General features: G+C 59.4%; 22 protein-coding genes and 1 pseudogene. 13 read left to right on the forward strand and 10 right to left on the reverse strand.

Translation table 11 applies throughout. From position 1 onward, the window contains the following. Positions 1–183, forward strand: a pseudogene (locus tag D0N36_RS19370) (IS982 family transposase); the annotation flags it as partial. Between the two features lie 231 nt (positions 184–414). Here D0N36_RS19370 and D0N36_RS18580 read toward each other — a convergent pair. After that, complete coding sequence (locus D0N36_RS18580) at positions 415–1281, reverse strand: alpha/beta fold hydrolase (RefSeq protein WP_116943317.1); 867 nt, start codon at positions 1279–1281, stop codon at positions 415–417. Positions 1282–1430: 149 nt separating this feature from the next. On the opposite strand from D0N36_RS18580, the gene D0N36_RS18585 reads away from it, so the two are divergent. From D0N36_RS18585 to D0N36_RS18595, 3 genes are all read left to right on the forward strand, one after another. Next, a complete protein-coding gene (locus tag D0N36_RS18585; RefSeq protein ID WP_116943318.1) occupies positions 1431–2723 on the forward strand; it encodes a DUF3298 and DUF4163 domain-containing protein in 1293 nt (430 codons plus the stop codon). 362 nt (positions 2724–3085) lie between these two features. Next, positions 3086–4150: a fatty acid desaturase family protein gene (locus D0N36_RS18590; protein WP_116943319.1), complete on the forward strand. Its 1065-nt coding sequence runs from the start codon at positions 3086–3088 to the stop codon at positions 4148–4150. A gap of 289 nt (positions 4151–4439) precedes the next feature. Further along, positions 4440–5642, forward strand: a complete 1203-nt coding sequence (locus D0N36_RS18595) for a hypothetical protein (protein ID WP_116943320.1) — start codon at positions 4440–4442, stop codon at positions 5640–5642. 278 nt (positions 5643–5920) lie between these two features. Here the strand turns inward: D0N36_RS18595 and D0N36_RS18600 are convergent, their stop codons facing one another. Continuing rightward, the gene (locus D0N36_RS18600; RefSeq protein ID WP_116943321.1) at positions 5921–6844 is read right to left on the reverse strand and encodes a DUF58 domain-containing protein; all 924 of its coding nucleotides are present in this window, start codon (positions 6842–6844) and stop codon (positions 5921–5923) included. Positions 6845–7161: 317 nt separating this feature from the next. Here D0N36_RS18600 and D0N36_RS18605 point away from each other — a divergent pair, with 317 nt between their 5' ends. The 5 genes from D0N36_RS18605 to D0N36_RS18625 all read left to right on the forward strand — a co-directional run bounded on the left by D0N36_RS18605 (position 7162) and on the right by D0N36_RS18625 (position 9689). Continuing rightward, a complete protein-coding gene (locus D0N36_RS18605) occupies positions 7162–7515 on the forward strand; it encodes a DUF3276 family protein (RefSeq protein ID WP_116943322.1) in 354 nt (117 codons plus the stop codon). Between the two features lie 224 nt (positions 7516–7739). Then, positions 7740–8837: a redox-regulated ATPase YchF gene (gene ychF / locus D0N36_RS18610; protein ID WP_116943323.1), complete on the forward strand. Its 1098-nt coding sequence runs from the start codon at positions 7740–7742 to the stop codon at positions 8835–8837. 155 nt (positions 8838–8992) lie between these two features. Further along, positions 8993–9202 (forward strand): zinc ribbon domain-containing protein YjdM, encoded by a 210-nt coding sequence (locus D0N36_RS18615; RefSeq protein WP_116943324.1) that lies wholly within the window; start codon positions 8993–8995, stop codon positions 9200–9202. Positions 9203–9214: 12 nt separating this feature from the next. Beyond that, positions 9215–9472 carry a hypothetical protein gene (locus D0N36_RS18620; RefSeq protein ID WP_116943325.1) on the forward strand — a complete coding sequence of 86 codons (258 nt, stop codon included), beginning with the start codon at positions 9215–9217 and terminating at the stop codon, positions 9470–9472. Positions 9473–9497: 25 nt separating this feature from the next. After that, positions 9498–9689, forward strand: a complete 192-nt coding sequence (locus D0N36_RS18625) for a hypothetical protein (RefSeq protein WP_116943326.1) — start codon at positions 9498–9500, stop codon at positions 9687–9689. 99 nt (positions 9690–9788) lie between these two features. Here D0N36_RS18625 and D0N36_RS18630 read toward each other — a convergent pair whose 3' ends face one another. The 4 genes from D0N36_RS18630 to D0N36_RS18645 form a co-directional block, all read right to left on the reverse strand. Continuing rightward, positions 9789–10403 carry a DNA-3-methyladenine glycosylase family protein gene (locus D0N36_RS18630; protein ID WP_116943327.1) on the reverse strand — a complete coding sequence of 205 codons (615 nt, stop codon included), beginning with the start codon at positions 10401–10403 and terminating at the stop codon, positions 9789–9791. 21 nt (positions 10404–10424) lie between these two features. Beyond that, a complete protein-coding gene (locus D0N36_RS18635; RefSeq protein ID WP_116943328.1) occupies positions 10425–11087 on the reverse strand; it encodes a metallophosphoesterase in 663 nt (220 codons plus the stop codon). A 40-nt stretch (positions 11088–11127) separates the two neighbouring features. Then, complete coding sequence (locus D0N36_RS18640; protein ID WP_116943329.1) at positions 11128–12390, reverse strand: cation:proton antiporter; 1263 nt, start codon at positions 12388–12390, stop codon at positions 11128–11130. A gap of 213 nt (positions 12391–12603) precedes the next feature. Continuing rightward, complete coding sequence (locus D0N36_RS18645) at positions 12604–13629, reverse strand: threonine aldolase family protein (RefSeq protein WP_116943330.1); 1026 nt, start codon at positions 13627–13629, stop codon at positions 12604–12606. Positions 13630–13730: 101 nt separating this feature from the next. On the opposite strand from D0N36_RS18645, the gene D0N36_RS18650 reads away from it, so the two are divergent. After that, positions 13731–13901: a hypothetical protein gene (locus D0N36_RS18650; RefSeq protein WP_176900016.1), complete on the forward strand. Its 171-nt coding sequence runs from the start codon at positions 13731–13733 to the stop codon at positions 13899–13901. A gap of 138 nt (positions 13902–14039) precedes the next feature. Here the strand turns inward: D0N36_RS18650 and D0N36_RS18655 are convergent, their stop codons facing one another. Further along, complete coding sequence (locus tag D0N36_RS18655; RefSeq protein ID WP_317191504.1) at positions 14040–14516, reverse strand: metallophosphoesterase family protein; 477 nt, start codon at positions 14514–14516, stop codon at positions 14040–14042. 260 nt (positions 14517–14776) lie between these two features. On the opposite strand from D0N36_RS18655, the gene D0N36_RS18660 reads away from it, so the two are divergent. Together D0N36_RS18660 and D0N36_RS18665 are read left to right on the forward strand one after the other, a co-directional pair. After that, entirely contained in the window at positions 14777–15478 is a 702-nt protein-coding gene (locus tag D0N36_RS18660) for an NUDIX hydrolase (protein WP_116943331.1), read from the forward strand. A 23-nt stretch (positions 15479–15501) separates the two neighbouring features. Then, positions 15502–15984 carry a hypothetical protein gene (locus D0N36_RS18665; RefSeq protein WP_116943332.1) on the forward strand — a complete coding sequence of 161 codons (483 nt, stop codon included), beginning with the start codon at positions 15502–15504 and terminating at the stop codon, positions 15982–15984. A gap of 96 nt (positions 15985–16080) precedes the next feature. Here the strand turns inward: D0N36_RS18665 and coaD are convergent, their stop codons facing one another. The 3 genes from coaD to D0N36_RS18680 all read right to left on the reverse strand — a co-directional run bounded on the left by coaD (position 16081) and on the right by D0N36_RS18680 (position 18141). Next, positions 16081–16545, reverse strand: coding sequence for a pantetheine-phosphate adenylyltransferase (gene coaD / locus D0N36_RS18670; protein ID WP_116943333.1), 465 nt, complete (start codon positions 16543–16545; stop codon positions 16081–16083). A gap of 109 nt (positions 16546–16654) precedes the next feature. Further along, positions 16655–17542, reverse strand: coding sequence for a DUF3822 family protein (locus D0N36_RS18675; protein ID WP_190242758.1), 888 nt, complete (start codon positions 17540–17542; stop codon positions 16655–16657). An 89-nt stretch (positions 17543–17631) separates the two neighbouring features. After that, a complete protein-coding gene (locus D0N36_RS18680) occupies positions 17632–18141 on the reverse strand; it encodes an NUDIX domain-containing protein (protein ID WP_116943335.1) in 510 nt (169 codons plus the stop codon). Positions 18142–18255: 114 nt separating this feature from the next. Here D0N36_RS18680 and D0N36_RS18685 point away from each other — a divergent pair, with 114 nt between their 5' ends. Next, positions 18256–18699 (forward strand): PaaI family thioesterase, encoded by a 444-nt coding sequence (locus tag D0N36_RS18685; RefSeq protein WP_116943336.1) that lies wholly within the window; start codon positions 18256–18258, stop codon positions 18697–18699. Positions 18700–18831 lie beyond the last annotated feature (132 nt).

An 18831-nucleotide genomic window follows, 5' to 3' on the forward strand; every position in this document is an offset into this window, starting at 1 on the left:
AAGCGGCCCCACCACCCGGCCCAAAACTTTCTGATTCAGTATTTTCGCAAAGGTATTGAAACCACCTTCAGCTGCCTGACAGCGCGCTTTCCCAAGCAGATTCATGCCGTAACAGCGGCCGGCTTCGCCTTAAAAATAGTGCTTTTCATCTTTGCCCACGCACTACACCAAGTCGGTTTGTAGTTCGCAACTTGGGTTTGCTAGTCAACAGAACGTCATGCTGAGCTTGCCGAAGCATCTCTACCGCTTCGTTGAAATGCCAGTAGTGGCACTGCAGAACGTCATGCTTAGGCTTCGCTCAGCATGACGTTCTGTTGACTTACTGAAAATCTTCAGTGCCTGAAAAACAGGAGAGGCTGTCATCTCAAAGATGACAGCCTCTCCTGTTTTTCAGCTAACAGTTTCAGCTAACAGCTAGTAGCGGTCGGCCGTTTTCTGCACGTCGCCGCCATGTACGAAGGTTATCAGGTCGCGGTTGAGGCGCTCCTTCTCGGGAATGAACAGGCCGTGTGGGGCGCCGGCGTATTCGATAAACTCGGCGTGCGGTACGAAATGGGTCATCCGCTCGCCGCTTACCTTGGCCGGTACCAGCGCATCGTCGCCGCCATGAATGACCAGCGCGGGTACCTGAATGGTGGCTAAATCCTGGCGGAAGTCAGTTTCCGACCATGCCCGCGCGCTCAGCACCGTGGCCCGTGGGTCGGCAACTTCGCACATGCGCTGAGTCCAGTCGAGAGCAGCTTCGCTCACGGGGTTGCTGAGCATCCCCACACCGTAGAACTTCTTGCCGAAGCCCTGCAGAAAATCAAAGCGGTCCTCTTTAACCCTCTCAATCATTTCATCGAACACCTGGCGGTCCACGCCTTCGGGGTTGTCGGTGGTTTTGAGCAGGAAGGGCGTAACGGCCGACACAAAAGCAACCCGGCTGACGCGGGCTCCGCCGTGGCGGCTCATGTAGCGGGCCACTTCGCCACCGCCCATCGAAAAGCCTACCAGCGTCACATCCTGCAGGTCGAGCTTATCGAGCACGGCCTTCAGGTCGTCGGCGTAGGTATCGTAGTCGTGGCCCTCAAATGGTTTGCTGGAGTTGCCGAAGCCGCGGCGCGTGTACGCCACCACCCGGAAGCCCTGCTCGGTGAGGGCGGTGAGCTGGTACTCCCACATTTTGTACGTGGCTGGCCAGCCGTGGATGAGCACCACCGGTTTGCCTGCACCATGGTCGATGTAGTCGAGCTTAACGTCGTTTCCGTGGGTGTCCTGCCCCGCAATGATATGATTCATAGGAAAGTATATGGAGAATGAAAAGGAGGTCGAAAATTCCAGCCAGATTCGTGTTTGTACATACGCAGGGTGAACCTGCACCGATGAAACAATGCCAATAAAATACACGCGGTTGAACGAGTGCCGCCAATGCGCTTTCTTTGGGGGCTATGAACCGACTCTCCCGTTTCCGTCCCTCTTCGCTGCTGCGGCAGCTGCCCGCTCCGCTGGCCCTCGGCCTGCTGCTGCTGAGCGCCTGTAATTCCGGCACCGACCAATCGGGGACGACTACCGATACTGCCGCCGTTTTACCCGAGCCCACCGACGACGCCGGCTCCTGGTACCGGCAGTACCGCGGCCTGCTGCCCGGCACCGCCGACAGTGTAACACTGCACCTGCAGCGCCTGGGCACCGAGTCCGGCGACATCAGGCCGGCCCGCATCGTAGGTTTCTACGCCGCCGCCAACGGCCATCCGTATGAGCTGGGCGGCGACACCGGCAGCAAGGGCGACAGCCTCAACCTGCGCGACCTGAGCAAAGGGCTGGCTGCGGCCGTAGCCAGCGGTGATGCCGACGACGAGGACGAGCAACTGGAAACCGCCCCCCAATGGCTTCTGAAAGAAGACGCCAACCAGCTGACGGGTACCTATAACGGCCAGCCCATGCGGTTGCGGCGGCTGCGGCCGGGCACTGGCGTGCGCTTTGCTGCCCGCAATTTTGTGGCCGACGTTATGCCGCGCCCCGATCATCCGGAAGATAGCCTCCGAGGCCATCGGGTAATGCATGCGCTGGTGCCCTTCATGGCCGCTAACCAAGAAGTGCTGGCCGCCAACATCCGCCGCGGTCTGCACGGCGACACCGTCGATACCGCGCCCGTCCCGGCTCTCGACTCTATCTGGCGCGAACAGCTGCGTGCCTTCACCCGCGACTACCGCGCCGATGCTGCCCCGCTGCTGGCCGCCGCCGCCAAGGATAAGAGCGGGGAGTACCGCCCGTCCGAAAGCCTGGCTTACGAGCAGGAGGTGAACACCTACGTGCTCTGGAACGAAGGCGACCTGCTAAGCATGGGCTTCTTCGGCTACGACTATTCGGGCGGCGCACACGGCCTGTACGGCACCTATGTGCAAAGCTTCGATACCCGAACCGGGAAGTCGTTGCGCTATGATGATATCTTCCTGGCCAGTGCCAAGCCCAAGCTAGAGAAGCTGCTGGGTCAGTACGTGCGCCCCAGCCTGGGCGTAGATGCCAGCGCCCCGCTGACGAAGACTCTGCTGGTGAAAACGCTGCCCGTTACGCGCAACGTGTACCTGACCAGCGGCGGTGCTGTTTTTGTGTATCTGCCCTACGAAATTGCCGCTTACGTGTACGGGCAAATCAGCGTGTTCGTGCCGTTTTCGGCCATGGATGGCCTGCTGAAGCCGGGCCTGCCGGTAGGCAGCAACCCTGCCCTGACCACCCGCTAGGAGTACTCCCCCCATAAGCTGCTTGTAAGTCCGCGGTACTCCCAACAAGGCAAGAGCCGGCCCCTATGCCGGATGCGCCTGGTTCGGAGTGCCGCGGATTTTTACGTTCCTACGGAGCCGGGGCATAACGGGCTGCTGAATTTCCAAAGAGCTGCTGCTGTTGTTGCCAGCTTGCCGAAACCAGGCGTTGTGTAAAATACCGGGCTTTGGGGGAGGAATTATAACAAGCGTACGGGTTGGCTGTATCTTTGTAAGCCAGGTTGTAGCCCCTGTTGGGGCACTACCCAACCTGGTCCTACCTGCGCCACGCCAACTGGCATGGCAGCAGGTAGAGCCCTCGTTTCCTCCTCAACACCCCACCCATGCACGCCCCCAAATTTGCGGCTTCCCGTTCCTTTCATCAGGAGCTGAAGCGACGCACGGCCGCCTATTTCGCCGAGGCCGGCAAAAGTACTACCGGCGGCAAAGCCCTGTTTTTCAAGGCTCTGCTGCTCACCGGCGCTTTCGTTGGCGTCTATCTGCACCTCGTGTTCTGGACGCCGCCGGCGCTGCTGGGCATGGTCGAGGCGGTTGTGCTGGGCCTGCTGGGCGCGGCCATCGGCTTCAATGTGATGCACGACGGCGCCCACGGCTCATTCAGCAGGCGCAAGTGGATGAACCAGTTTGCGTCCTTCACGCTCAATGTGCTGGGCGGCAACTCCTTCATGTGGCACAACAAGCACAACCTCATTCACCACATGTACACCAACGTCGAGGGCGTCGACGATGACCTAGACGCGCAGCCTTGGCTACGCCTGAGCCCCGAGCAGCCGCGCCGGCTGCTGCACCGCTTCCAGCACCTGTACTTCTGGTTCTTTTACGCTCTGCTGTTCATTGCCTGGATTTTCTTCATGGATTATCAGAAGTATTTCAAAGGCAAAATCGGCGACATAGCCATCAAGAAGATGACGGCTTCCGACGAGGGTGTATTCTGGGGCTTTAAGGCGCTGCACCTCATCCTGTTCGTAGTCTTGCCAATCTGGACGGTTGGTTTTGTGAGCTGGCTGGTGGGTTTTCTCCTCTTCGCAGCGGTGGCTGGCTTTACGCTCAGCATCGTGTTTCAGCTCGCTCATACCGTGGAGCACACCGCTTTCGTGGTACCCCACGAAACCACCCGCAAAATCGAGGACGAGTGGGCCATCCACCAGATTCGTACCACCGCCAACTTCGCCACCGACAGCAAGCTCATCAGCTGGCTGGTGGGCGGGCTCAACTTCCAGGTCGAGCACCATCTGTTCCCCAACATCTCTCACGTTCACTACCCAGCCCTCAACAAAATCATCCGCCAGATGTGCCTGGAGTTTAACGTTGAATACAACGAGTACCCCAAAATGCGCTACGCCGTGGCTTCGCACGTAGCTCACCTGCGGGAGTTGGGCCGACGGTAGGATTCGCTTGTCAAAGCTTAAGTGCCTTTGGGTGGAATTATTCTCACTCGAATTTCCAAAAAAAGCGTGACCGGTTGGTCAGCGCTTTTTTTGGATTAGTACTTAGCCGGGATTAGTACTTAGCCGGGATTAGTAGCTTCGTAAAGAAGTAGAGTGTGTAACTGGCAAAGTATTTTTGGATTAATATTTACTCGCATGAAGTGCGCTGTTTATCAAATAGGTAGTAAATTGCATCGCCTAAATCGGGCCCATTTCAACTTTCATTCTTTTTCCCCTTTACTGTTCGCGTATGCGCTACTTATTACCACTTTTCGGAGCTTCTCTGCTCTTTACTATTGCCGCCAATGCCCAGAGCATTGATGCACAAAAAGTCACTTTCGACTATATCCGTCTGCCATTAGTGCCGGTGCCTGCTGGTACGAGTTCTTACACCCCCGAAGTAGTGTTGCGCTACGTAGAGTCGGTGAAACAGCAGCAGTCCGACCACGTTTCGGCCGTCGCTGAAGCCAAAGCAAAAGCCGAAAAAGATAAGCAAGAGTACAAGGCCCAATCATTGAAGGAGAAGGCAATGAACCGCTTGCTACTTGATGAGCGCAAGCCTGGCGAAGCCGTAATTCCAACCGCCGACTATACTGCCCAGGTTTATGATGCCCCCACACTAGCGGCTACCTATTTGAGCCTGAGTGGCATGCAGCGCGCCCAAAATGCCGGTGACCTGCGCGTTACGGTGACTCTGGACGGCTTCACCCAAGGCCCCATCACTCCGATTCAGGTGAAAGGCACGTCGTTGAGCGTTGGCGGCGCTTCGACTGGCGACGGTATCAAGCACGCGTATGAAGTATCCTACAAGTCGCCTATTTCGGTGAAGGTGACCACGAAAGAGGGTAAAGTACTGCTCGACGAAATGTTGGAATCCACTAACACGTACACCATTGGCAAAACGGAGGCTTTCGCTACCGAAGAGGGACTCAACAAGTTCTGGCGCAACAACCAGGGTGCTTTTATGCGCCAGTTGGATGAAGATGCGATGAAAACCAATATGAAGCTCGTGACCGATTACTTGGACAGTGCCCTGGGGAAGCGCGCCATTACCCGCAACACGTCTGTCTGGGTGGTATCAGATAAAAAGGTGAACTACGACGAATTCCCGCAGGCATATGAGAAGGCACTGGTAGGCTACAAGCTGCTGGCCGACCCCACCCGCACCCTTGATGCAAACAAGCAGATTACGGATGCTGTCGTTGTATGGAACAAGGTGCTTGCCGAGTCGAATCCTAAGGATAAAAAGGCCCGCATCGACGAAAAAGTAACCGCCGCCACTCTCTATAACACCGCCGAGGCGAACATGTGGCTCAATAACTTCGACGAGACAGACCGCCTCCTGGCTCGCCTCAAGCTATTGGATATTCCCCGATATAACATGCTTGCCAAAGAACTCGACGTGGTGGCGCAGGACCAGCACAAGCGGTTCGATGCCAATAAGAAAAACTAAAAGAAACGCTACCTCCGGAGTTTGGCTTGGGCTGGAAGAGTCAAACGCTTTATTCATTTTAGCATAGCCTCACTCAGACCTTTCCGCACTTTTGTACGAGAGCAGCTAAGGTTGCTCGACTGATAGAACTCGCTCTGCCAGTGATAAAATAATTGGATTAGCATCTTTGAAGCCCTCCCAACCGCGCCGTTGGGAGGGCTTTTTGGACTTCAAATAGAAGAGGCCCGTTCTGCACTTTAGCAGAACGGGCCTCTTCTATTTGGGGTAATGGGCTGAGTCTAGCCTCGCACCTTACCGCGCTTGATCAGGTAGGCATGCAACACCTTGTCGAACGGCTCGCGGATGTCGACCGGCACAAAGTCGATTTTATACTGGCCGCAACGCAGGGCCAGTTCCTGCTCGTAGCGGCGCATGGCGGCTTGGTACTGCTCGCGCACCTGGCTGGGCTGCAGCTTAAGCGTCTGGCCGGTTTCGAGGTCTTCGAACAGGTAGGGGCGGTCCTGGAAACCAAAGTCGGCCTCGGTGGCGCGGTCCATTACATGGAACAGCAATACCTCGTGGTGCTGGTGGCGCAGGTGCTGCAGGGCAGCCAGCATGTCGTCCTGCTCCTCGGGGGCACGGCCCAGCATGTCAGAAAACAACACCACTAACGAGCGTTTTGGGATTTGCTGGGCGATGGTGTGGATGACGCCCGCCACGTCGGTGCGGGCCCGGCCGGGGGAGGCGGGCCGCTCCAGCAGCTGTTGCAGCGTGAGCAGCAGCGTGTGGCGGTGGGTGCTGGTTGAGCGCACCGGCGTCTGCAGCTCCACGGTATCGGCAAACGTAACGAGGCCCACCGCGTCGCGTTGCTTTTGCAGCAGCGTGATGAGCGCCGCCGCGCACAGCACCGCAAAGTGCAGCTTGTCGTGGCCGGGGGCGGGGTAGTACATGCTCGGGCTCACATCGAGCAGCAGGTGGCAGCGCAGGTTGGTTTCCTCCTCGTAGCGCTTCACAAACAGCTTATCGGTGCGGGCAAATACTTTCCAGTCGAGGTGGCGGGTGCTTTCGCCGGGGTTGTAGAGGCGGTGCTCTGAAAACTCGACCGAAAACCCGTGGTAGGGCGACTGATGCAGACCCGTAATGAAGCCTTCGACTAACTGGCGGGCCAGAAACTCGAGGTTGGTAAAGGAACGGACGGCAGCTAAATCGAGCGGTTGGGCCATAGCAGGAAGGTGGAGAGCGAGATGAAAAGCAAGATACAGCCGAATCGGGCGCAACCGATGGTGCTGCCACGTGAAACAGGGCGCAATGAGGTGCGAGGCCTGGGTGCAATACCCGTTATAATCTTAATTTCTTGTGGCCGCTGTTTTGGCAGGAACCATTGATAATCCCGGTAGAAATCAATTAACCGATGATTTTTAGGCTTACTGTCGCACAATAGGAAAAATAAGGTCTCAAAACTTCCTAATCTTGCGGTAACTCCGTATTTTGCGTTCGACTTCAATCATCTTGGAAAAACCAAAATTTAACGGAAAGGAAAGTGGAAGACCGCTACGAACAGGAAGAAATTTACTCCCAACGCATTAAAGCCGGAAAGCGCACGTACTTTTTCGACGTGAAGGCCACGCGCGGGCAGGACTATTATCTGACCATCACGGAAAGCAAGCGCCGCCTGCGCGACGACGATACCTTCTCCTACGAAAAGCACAAGATATTCCTGTACAAGGAAGACTTCCTCAAGTTCGTGGACGCTTTGCAGGACGCGGTGGACTACGTGCGCGAAGAGCTGCTGACGGCCGAGGAAGTGGCCGAGCTCGACCGCCCGCGTCCCGTTTACGATGAGCGCGAAAACCGCGGTGGCAACGGCCACGATAGCCCCGACGTTACCTATTAACCCCCACTATAGCCCCGCGCCTACCGAAACAAGCTTTACTCCATGACCCGCTCACCGCAGCGCGTGCCCGGCTTCGGCCGTGGCACGCGCTGCTGGTTTATGCCCGGCTCGTTTGGGCCGGTCCGTGCTTTCCTTGGAAAAGCCCCGTACCTTTGCCCCCTGAATTGCAGGGCAGCCTGCCAGAGCAATTTTTACTTTCTACTTCTCCATTTTAACTCCAGAACATGGGTCTCCGCTGCGGTATCGTCGGCCTGCCGAATGTTGGCAAATCCACGCTTTTCAACGCCCTTTCCAACGCCAAAGCCGAATCGGCCAACTACCCGTTCTGCACCATCGAGCCCAACGTGGGCGTGATTACGGTGCCCGACGAGCGGCTGCGGATTCTGGAGGAGCTGGTAAACCCCAAGCGCGTGCTGCCGACCATTATCGAGTTCGTCGATATTGCCGGCCTCGTGAAGGGTGCTTCCAAGGGCGAAGGTCTGGGCAATAAGTTTCTGGCCAACATCCGCGAAGTTGACGCCATCATCCACGTAGTGCGTTGCTTCGATGATGAGAACATCGTGCACGTAGCCGGCGGCGTTGATCCGGTTTTCGACAAGGACGTGATTGATACCGAGCTGCAGATCAAGGATCTGGAGAGCATCGATAAGAAGCTGGCCAAGTCGGAGCGCTCGGCCAAAAGCGGCGACGCGGCGGCCAAGAAGGAGGTAGTAGTGCTGCAGCGGTTCAAGGACGCCCTCGAAGCCGGCCAGAACGCCCGCGCCTTAGAGGTTACGCCCGAGGAGCTGGAGGCAGTAGCCGATTTGCAGCTGCTCACCATCAAGCCCGTGATTTACGTGGCCAACGTGGACGAGGGCAGCATTCAGAACGGCAACGCCCACGTGGCGGCCCTGCAGGCCCATGTGGCCCAGGAAGGCGCCGAAGTGGTGCTGGTATCGGCCGCCATCGAGTCGCAGATTGCCGAGATGGAGGACCCCGAGGAGAAGGAGATGTTCCTGGGCGAATATGGCCTCACCGAGTCGGGCCTCAACCGCCTGATTCGTGCCTCTTACTCGCTGCTCAACCTGATTACCTACTTCACGGCCGGGCCACAGGAAGTACGCGCCTGGACGGTGCACCGGGGCGACAAAGCCCCCGCTGCCGCCGGCGTCATCCACTCCGATTTCGAGAAAGGCTTCATCCGCGCCGAGGTAATCAAGCTGCCCGATTACCAGCAGTTTAAAACCGAAGCCAAAATCAAGGAAGCCGGCAAAATGGCCGTCGAAGGCAAGGAATACGTGGTGCAGGATGGCGACATCATGCACTTCCGCTTCAACGTCTGATCAGGGAACCAAACGTCATGCTGAGCGGAGTCGAAGCATCTCTACCGCAATGGTAATCATGACGGCGGGTTGGTGTGGCAACGAAGCGGTAGAGATGCTTCGGCTCCGCTCAGCATGACGTTCGTTTTTACTCCTGCTATACTTACCTACTCATTATGGATGTAAAAGACAGCAACGGCAACCTGCTCAGCGAGGGCGACTCGGTAACGCTCATCAAGGACCTCAAGGTGAAGGGCTCGTCGCTCACGCTCAAGCGCGGCACGGTGGTCAAGAACATTCGCCTCACCAACAGCCCCGCCGAAGTGGAGGGCCGGGCCGGCGGCAGCACGATGGTGCTGAAAACCGAGTTTCTGAAGAAGGCCTAACTGCCTCGCGCCATGTCGCTATGGTTTTGCCGCGTCTGCGGCCTCGATTACGACGAGTCGCCCTGGGGCCTTGAGGGGCGCACGCCCGACCACACGTGGTGCGGCTGTTGCGGAACCGAGTTCGGCTACCACGACGCCACGCCAACGGCCGCCCGGCAGTTCCGGGCGCAGTGGCTGGCCGCCGGAGCCGGCTGGTTTTACCCCAACCTGCAACCTGCCAATTGGCAGCTAGCCGAACAGCTGGACCAGATTCCGGTTGCTTACCAGTAACCTGCCCTGCCTGCCCCGCTGCTTTATGAATATTATTGATGCTCTGCTGTTTGCGCTACCCGCCTGCCTGCTCTCGGCCCTGATTACCGTGTACATTGCCCATATGTACGGGCGGCGGTTCTGGCCCTGGCTGCTGTTCGGCTTCTTCGTGCCGCTGCTTTCCACCTTCGTCGCCATTGCCCTTGGTATCCGCGACGCCCGCCGCAATGGGGAATGAGTGAACAGTCCAACTAAGCAGAGAGCCCCTGACGTCCGTGTTGGCATCAGGGGCTCTTCGCTTTGTCAGGCTGTCTCACTCCTTCACCAAGTCGCCGGCTCACCCCAACGACTGCCACAGATACTTGCTGGCCAGGGTACGGTAGGGGCGCCAGGGCTCGGCCAGTTCGGCCATCCGGCGCAGCAGGGTGCGGCCGGTTTCTTCGAGGCTATAGTGGCGGCGCATGGCGTTCTGAATGCCCAGGTCGCCTTCCGGGAACACGTCGGGCATATCGAGGGCAAACATGCACAGCATCTGGGCCGTCCAGCGGCCTACGCCTTTTATCTGGGTGAGGTGCTGGGTCAGTTCTTCCTCGTTGAGCTGGCTGAGGCGGGCGTGGTCGAGCTCATCGCGCAGGGCGAAATCGGCAATGGCGCGCAGGTAGCCGGCTTTCTGGTATGAAAGGCCAGCCGTGCGCAGCTCCTCGTCGGAAAACGCCAGCAGCGCCGCCGGCTCGGGGTAGCCTTCGGGGCCAAACAGACCCTGGAACTTGCGCCAGATGGCCGCCGCGGCTTTGGTCGAAATCTGCTGGCTTACGATGGCCCGCAACAGGCCCAGGTAGAGGTCTTCGTGGGCGGCGGGGGCAATAGGCTGGCCGGCGTCAATCAGTAGAGCCAGCACCGGGTCGGCGGCGCGCAGGTGGTGCAGGGCGGCTTCGGGAGCAGGGTTGAGCATGGGGCAAAAGGTGAACAGCAGCTAATTCAGGTCAATATCGAGCGGCGAGGTGGGCACCCGGAATTCGGCCATCACGTCGCCGGCAGGGGAGAGGCGCACGCCCGTCAGGCCCCGATTCAGATAGGCGCCGGTGTCAACGTACAAGGCATTGGTGAGCGAATCGAGCAGGATTTCACCGTCTGGGGTGGGCGTGTGGCCCACCACCTGGCGGCGACCCTCCAAGGCCAGCAGCGGCCCACGCCGCCACAGCACGCCGTTGGGGTCGGTGGGCTCCAGGGGCGTAGGCGTGCCGGCAAAGCCCGCGTGGCTGACCACTACCTGGTCGTTGGTCCAGAATAGGGGCCGCTCTTTCAGCCAATCCAGATGCTCGCGCAGCAGCTTGGGCCGGCCCCGGTACTGGTCTACGGTGGTCTGGCCACCCCAGCTTAGCCACGGCCGGTGCGGGCCGTGGGGGCCGTAGTGGCGCAGCATGGAGTGCTCGTGGTTGCCCAGCAGAAATACCGTTCGGCCAGGGTGGGTGGCTTCCAGCTCGCGGGCCAGCGCCACGCACTCGGGCGCGCCGTGGCCCCGGTCTACCAGGTCGCCTACCTGCACCAGCAGTTCCTGCTTCGGCTGCCAGTGCCGCAGCACCGCCCGGAAGGTGTGGTAGCACCCGTGCACGTCGCCGATAACGAATAGATTCATAGTTGCATCGGCTGCCAGCGGAGAGCGGCCAGCTCAAAAGTTAGTGCATTCCCGGTTCCGACTCCGTGCTGAGACCGAGTTTCTTGACCAGCGGCCCGATGGTGAGGCCCTGCACGATAATGCTGAATACGACCACGACGTAGGTAGTGCCCACAATCAGGTCGCGGGGCATGGTAGTGGGCAGCGACAGGGCCAGGGCCACCGAAATGCCACCCCGCAGGCCGCCCCAGCTCAACACCTTTAGCGTGTTAAGGTTGAAATCGGTGTGGCGGCGCAGAAAGCTAAGCGGCAGGGCCACCGAAATGACCCGGGCCAGCAGCGTGAGTGCAATGGCGGCCACACCCACCAGCAGTACCGCGTTGCTGATGTCGAGCACCAGCATTTCGAGGCCGATGAGCACGAACAGAACGGCGTTGAGGATTTCGTCGAGCATCTCCCAGAACTTGTCGAGGTACTCGCGCGTCAGGTCCGACATTCCCTTGGAGCGGCCCTTGTCGCCCACAATCAGGCCCGCCACCACAATGGCCAGCGGCCCCGAGGTGTGCCAGGCCGAAGCCAGCGCGGTGCCGCCCATTACCAGGGCCAGCGTAATGAGCACCTCCACCTTGTAATTGTCGATGGTGCGCAGGGCCCAGTACGCGGCGTAGCCCAGCGCCACGCCCAGCAGAATGCCACCCGCCGCCTCGCGCAGAAACAGCTCGGCGATAAACGAGGCCGAAGCCTTGTCGGTACCATACATGGCAATCTGGAAAAGGCTAATGAACACCACTACCGCAATGCCATCGTTGAAAAGCGACTCACCTACAATCTTGATTTCCAGCTCTTTGCTAATGCGTGCCTGCTTGAGAATACCCATCACGGCAATGGGGTCGGTGGGCGAAATAAGTGCTCCGAACAGCAGGCAGTAAATGTAGGCCGTCGGAAAGCCCATCAGCGGCAGCAGGTAGTACATGCCGGTGGCCACGAGCAGCGTTGAAAGCAGCGTGCCCACTACGGCCATGGTGCCTACTGCCCCGCGCTCCGTGCCCAGCGTGCGTACATCAACGTGCAGAGCACCGGCAAACAGCAGAAAGCTCAGCATCACATCCATGAGCACATCATGAAAGTCGATGCCTTGCACCAACTCGCCGGCCGTAATCACCCAGTGCACTCCCAGCCGGCCCAGCCCGATGGCAATAAGCGAGGAAACCAGGGCCAGAATCATGAGGCCAATAGTGGCAGGCAGGCGCAAAAAGCGGTGGTTGACGTAGCCAAAAGCGGCCGCTATTACCAGTAGCAGCGTCAGGGTATTATATAATTCCATGCAGAGGAAAGAGGGGAGAGGCAGTAAATGAAACGAATTCAGAACGAAACCGCCAAATCGTGTCGAGCTCTAGAATAGGGTTAGTGGTTAATGAAGAACGTCATTCAGAGCAGCGCGAAGAATCTCGCGTGCAACCGTTGAGTCGCCATAGCAACGGCTGCACGCGAGATTCTTCGCGCTACTCTGAATGACCTTCCACTACCAATCACTAGGCTACAGCTCAGCCAGCGCTGCTTCTATCCGCGCCACCATAGCATCGTCGATGTCGAGGTGGGTTACGAAGCGAATCAGCTGGGGGCCGAACGAGGAAGCCCGGATGCCGCGCTGCTCCAGGTGCGCCAGAAACTGCCCGGCTGGCATGGTGTCGGCGAGGCGGAAGATAACGAGGTTGGTTTCGACGGGCAGCACCTCGGTCACGTAAGGGCGGGCGGCCAGCGCCTCGGCCAGCAGCCGGGCGCGGCGGTGGTCGTCGGCGAGGCGCGCTACGTTGTGTTCGAGGGCGTAGAGGCCGGCGGCGGCCAGGTAGCCGGCCTGCCGCATGCCGCCGCCCATCACCTTACGGATACGCTTGCACTTCTCGACGAAGGCGGCGGAGCCCAGCAGTACCGAGCCTACCGGCGCGCCCAAACCCTTGCTTAGGCACACCGAAATAGTGTCGAACAGGCGCCCGTACTCGCGGCCGTCCTGGCCGGTGGCTACTAAGGCATTGAATACCCGGGCCCCGTCGAGGTGCAGGGGCAGGCGGTGGCGGCGGGCCACTTCGGCCAGCGCCTCCAGCTCGGGCAGGGCGTAGCAGCTGCCGCCGCCGCGGTTGTGGGTGTTTTCGAGCGAAATCAGGCGCGTAATGGGGTAGTGCACATTTTCGGGGCGAATGGCCGCCTCCACCTGCGCGGCCGTCAGGCGGCCCCGGTCGCCGGGCAGCAGGGCCACCGAAGCGCCCGAATGGAAGGCAATGCCGCCTACTTCCCACAAATAGATGTGCGAAGTCTGCTCGCAGATAACTTCGCTCATGGGTTCGGTATGGGCCTTGATGGCCACTTGGTTGGTCATGGTGCCCGAAGGGCAGAACAGGCCGGCTTCGAGGCCGAAGCGGGCGGCCGTTTCAGCCTCCAGGGCCCGTACGGTGGGGTCTTCGCCATACACGTCGTCGCCCACCGGGGCCTGGAACATGGCCTCCAGCATGGCCGGAGTGGGGCGGGTAACGGTATCGGAGCGCAGGTCGATGGTGGGCTGGGTCATGGAAGGTAGAAAAGGTAAAATCGGAGAAAGGTTTTCGGGTGTCAAATTTAGTCGTTACTTTTGCCCCTCAATTACCGAAAGACTTAACCGACCCGGAAAAAATGAGCGTTACCCGTCTGAAGCGGAAGCACCGCAAGAACATTGCCCGCGCCAACAACAAGCAGCGCATCATCAAGCAACTCCTCCTGACCCCCGTTCTGAAGAACGTGGACCTCGACGAGCTGAAGTCGCGCTTCGGCAAGAGCGAAGCCAAAACCGAAGCCGCTGCCTAATTCGCGCCGCCTCTGGCTGCCCGTATCCCGGTGTCGGTGGGTTTGTTAGCCAGCCTTTTCAAAGTGCCTTCTCTTACTAGGGAGGGCACTTTTTGGTTGATGGGTGAATTCATTCACCCACTCCGCGCGGCCCCAGCTCTACGGCCTGCAGCTGTTGCACCTTGCCGTCGGCCACTTCAAAAAGTAGCAGCGTGCGCACCTTATGAAACCCGTGGCGGCGGCCGCGCCGGGGTTCAGGTGCAGTAGCTGGCGGGTCTTATCGGGCATTACTTTGAGAATGTGCGAGTGGCCGCTGATAAACAGGCCCGGCCGATGCTGCTCTACCAGGGCGCGGCCGGCAGGAGTATAATGGCCGGGGTAGCCGCCGATATGCGTCATAAGCACCCGCAGGCCCTCCAGCTCGAAGCTTTGTACCAGGGGCTGGGTCAGGCGCACGTCGCGGCCGTCGATGTTGCCGTACACGCCCCGCAACGGCGCCAACTGCTCCAGCTGCTCCACAACGGCCGCCGTACCGAAGTCGCCGGCGTGCCAGATTTCGTCGCAGCCGCCCAGGTGGTGCATAATCCGGTCATCCAGGTAGCTATGAGTGTCAGAGAGCAGGCCTATTTTTTTCATGCAGCGAAGAAAAGGCGAAAAGGTGGGATAGTGAAATAGGGCATTTGCCGGGCAACAGCTCTGGTTACGCACTTAACACCGTTCGGGACCTAAACCACCAACTCCCCAATTCCCCGTTCTTCAGTTTATTGTCTCCCCAACCCAACCGCCTGCTTCGCGTATCTTGCCCGGCCCGGGGGCCTTTTCGTTTCCGGAGAAATATGCTGTGCTTTGCAGCCAGACGCTTTCGTTTCCACCCGCCTCCTGCTCACCCCGCCGAGATGAACGTTTTCATCAACGACATTCCGCTGATAATTAAAAAAAACAGCGAAAAGATTTACAAGCACAAGTACGACCTGATTCTGAACCCGGAAGACGAATTTTCGTCGAAGGACCTGATTGGCGACGTACTCGTGCGCGACGTGACCGATGGGTTCGTTGACCGGCTGCTGCGGCTGATGGAGGTGAAAAAGCTGAAGAAGCTGACCTCACTCACGCTGCTGGCCCGCAAAAAAAAGCGCCTCATTCTGCACCTCAAAGACCAGTTTCGCATTGTAAAAGCGGCCGGCGGACTGGTGGAGAAGGATGGAATGGTGCTCATGATTTTCCGCCTCGGTAAGTGGGACCTGCCCAAGGGCAAGCTCAAGCGAGACGAAGACCCGGCCCTAGGGGCGGTGCGTGAAGTGGAGGAAGAGTGCAATGTGAAAATCGAGTTGGGCGAAAAGCTGCCCAGCACCTGGCACTCTTACGCCTATAACGGCAACAAAATTCTCAAAAAAACGAACTGGTATGTTATGCCCTGCCTCGATGATACGCTCATGAAGCCTCAGGCAGAGGAGTATATCGAGGAAGTGCGCTGGATGACGCCTCAGGAAGCCCTGGCCGTGCTCGACGACTCTTATGCCAGCATTGCATTAGTGGTGCGGCATTATTTGAGCAAAATGCCCGGCCAGACGTTGCCCAGCCCCGAAAAAATAGCCTAATTCCAGCCTTAACTCTGTCTCTCATGCGTCCGAATCTGTACGTTGCCCTGGCCCTTCTGGCTGCCCTCACTGCTGCCTGCAGCGGCTCGCAGATAGCGGGCGAAAAGAGTGCTCCCGCTGTCGGTAGCCCCGAAACCGGCCGTAGCGCCGCCGTTGATGTACCGGCCCTGATGGGTCGTAACATCGACCAGCTGCGCCGCACGCTAGGCGCGCCCAAGGAAACCCGCGAGCAGGATATTGGCCTGGAGCCCACTGCCGCCCAGATGAAAGCTACCCGGGGCCAGGACTGGATCAATACGTTTGATCGGAACGGTACCACCTTGGTCGTGACCTTCGATGCCAGTAACCGCAAAGTGCGCGACATTGTACTGCTCGGCAGCGACGAAGAGCTGCTCATGCGCGAAGCCAACCTGAGCCTTACCTCGGCCGACTATCTGGTACTGCCCGTTATGAGCCCGAGCAATAGCGCCGAACTTATTGGTATGCGCGTGGTGGCCCGTCGCTAGCAGACAGCTCGCTAGCAAAAGCCCACAGAAAGAGCCGCTTAATTTCTCTCGAAAAGGAGAAATTAAGCGGCTCTTTCTGTGGGCTTTTAGATTGATTTAAGCTTTGGGCTTTGGCAGGGCAAAGGGTACAAAATCGTCGACGTTGCCACCGAAGCGGTGTATTTCGCGGATGATGGTACTGCTGATGGCGGCCAGAGTAGGCGAGGTGATGAGGAATACCGTTTCGAGAGCCGGATTGAGGTGGCGGTTGGCCTGGGCAATGGTATTTTCGTACTCGAAGTCGGTGGTGTTGCGCAGGCCACGCAGTAAAAACCGGGCGTCTACCTCGCGGGCGAAGTCAGCCGTCAGACCCTGGTACTCCCGCACCGATACCCGCGGCTCGTCGCGAAAAACGTCTTCAATCATGCCAATCATCTGCTCTACGGGCAAGTAGCGCTGTTTGCTGCTGTTGTTGCCGATGGCAATGATGACCTCATCAAACAGCGCAGTGCCCCGGCGCACCACATCGAGGTGTCCGTTGGTAAACGGGTCGAAGGAGCCAGGAAACAGGGCGATGCGCATGAGGCGAGGTAGTGAGTGGTGAAAGGGTGGGTTGCTGGGCAAGAGGCCGAAAGGTGCTGCTGCTGCAAATAGCGCATTAAAGTTGCTATTTCACCACGCACGTTCCTCACTACTCGCAGAGATGCAACGCGAACAGCTCGAAGTAGCGGTACTCAAACAGGTCGTTGAGGCGGTAGCTGTAGCCCAGGTCGAAGGGGCGGTTGCCGAAGCGCAGGTGGCGGATGTACTTGCGCAGAATCGTGAATAGCTCCGAATCGTGCATCAGGTCGCCCCAAATAACCACCGGATCCTGGTCGGGGTCGAGCTGCAGCTCCTGCATTACCAGAATAACGTAGTAAATCAGGTCTTCGGGCGTGCTGAAGGGGTATACGTTGCAGAGCCGGGGCTGCTTGCCCTGCATCACGAGCACCGTAAGCTGGCCCGCGCCAATGCTGAGGTAAATGCGGCTGGCCCCGCTGGCCTCGCTCTGCTGCACCACGCCCTGTAGCAGGGCGCTGGTGCGGTGCACAAGGCGGCCGGCTGGGTAGGCCTGCCCAAACCAGGCAGTCAGCGCCCGGTCGGCCGCAAACAGGCTCACAATATCCAGCCCGCCGTGGGTGTAGGCATGCACCGACTCTTGCTCGGGGCTAAGGGCATGATGCAGGCCCAGGTAAGTGGCTTCGTCGCCGGGGCGGAACAGGGCGGCGGGTAGCAGCGTGAAGGCCCGGTTATTTACGGCCAGCCGCACGCGGTGCCAGCCGGTGCGGCCCAGCAAATCGTGTTCGGTGGCTAGTGCCTCCAATTGCTGCGCGTAGCTGAGGCCGGCTTCCGGTGCGGCGTACTCTTCAAGGGCTAGAAACTTGTTGCGCCGCGCATCGGCTACGCCCAAGCGCAGGCCGGCGGGTCCGGCCGTGATATACAGGTTGTAGGCCGCTAGCTGCTCGGGGTCCAGCGTTTCGTCGCGCAGGCGGTGCAGGGCCGCCGGGGCCAGAGAAGCGGGAGCAGCAGAAGACGACATGGGCAACAGCAGGGAAGAGGGGGAAATGAAAAGGGCCGGCGCGCCCATCAGGCAGCGTTCCGTCCCTTAAAGGTACATAGGGCCGGGTTTTACTGAAACCGGATTTGCGGGATGAACACGTCGTCGGGGCTAATGAGGTCGCGCAGCACCGGATGGACTTGCCGGGGCGGCAGCTGCCCCAATTGCCGCGGATTCATGAACTCCAGCTGCGTCAGCAATTGGTCGTCGGAGCCGTGCTCGGGGTCGCGGCCCAGGTGGGGCATGGCGGTGGCATCGAGCGGCAGCACCTCAAAAAACAGTTCCAGCGCCTGCAGGCCCGGGCCCTGATACTCGTGCAGGTGCAGGAAGCGGCCGACCGTCACGAACAGGTTGGTTTCTTCCGCAAACTCGCGCCGCAGGCAGTCGTGCAGCGTTTCGCCGAACTGCCAGCCCCCGCCCGGCGGCGACCAGAACGGCAGCCCGTCGGGCAGCAGGCCACGGTGGGCCGTGAGCAGTAGCGTGCCCTCGCGCACGAGCAGGCCGCATACCCGCACCCGGGCCTGGCCAGCGTAGGCCCGTAGCAATTCGGTGGGCGGGGTAGGAGAAGAAAGAGCATCCATGAGCGCGCAAAGCTACGGTATGAAGCAGTAACGCATTCGGCGGCCCGATATTTCGTTTGCCTGCCGCCCCAAAAAATACGTCTCAAGCGCGCCGAAAGCCCCAACTTTGCCCCCATGCAAACCCCTGATTCTCCCGACGCCCCCGAGTCCCTCGAAGCCCTGCAAAGCCGCATCCGCCGCAAGCTGGTCCGCCAGCACTTCATGCACCACATCGGCGCCGACCTTACCCTGATAGAACCCGGCCGCGTGGAGGCCGAACTGACGTTGCAGCAGCAGCACCAGCAGCACACCGGCTTCGCCCACGGCGGTCTGGTAGCCACTATGGCCGACCTGGTGGCCGGTTTCGCGGCCGTGACGCTGGTGCCCGAGGGCACGGGCGTAGTGACGGTGGAGCTCAAAACCAGCTACCTGCACCCCGGCGTGGGCCAGCGCCTGCGGGCCGTGGGCTGGGTGCTGAAAGCCGGCCGCCGCCTGCACTTCTGCGAGTCGGAAGTTTGGTGCGACGACAAGCTGATTGCCAAAGCCACGGCCACTATGGCGGTTATCGAGCCCCAGTGATGTTTTCTGGTGAAGGGGTGCAGCACGACGTAGGGGCGGGGCTTAGCTTTGCTGTCCTCCGGTTGTCCCCGCCCGCCGTTAAACGTAATCGATGGCATAATCCTGACGGAATCGTTGGGGCGGCGGGCGGGG

It is taken from the genome of Hymenobacter lapidiphilus (assembly GCF_003417065.2).
GTDB lineage: Bacteria > Bacteroidota > Bacteroidia > Cytophagales > Hymenobacteraceae > Hymenobacter.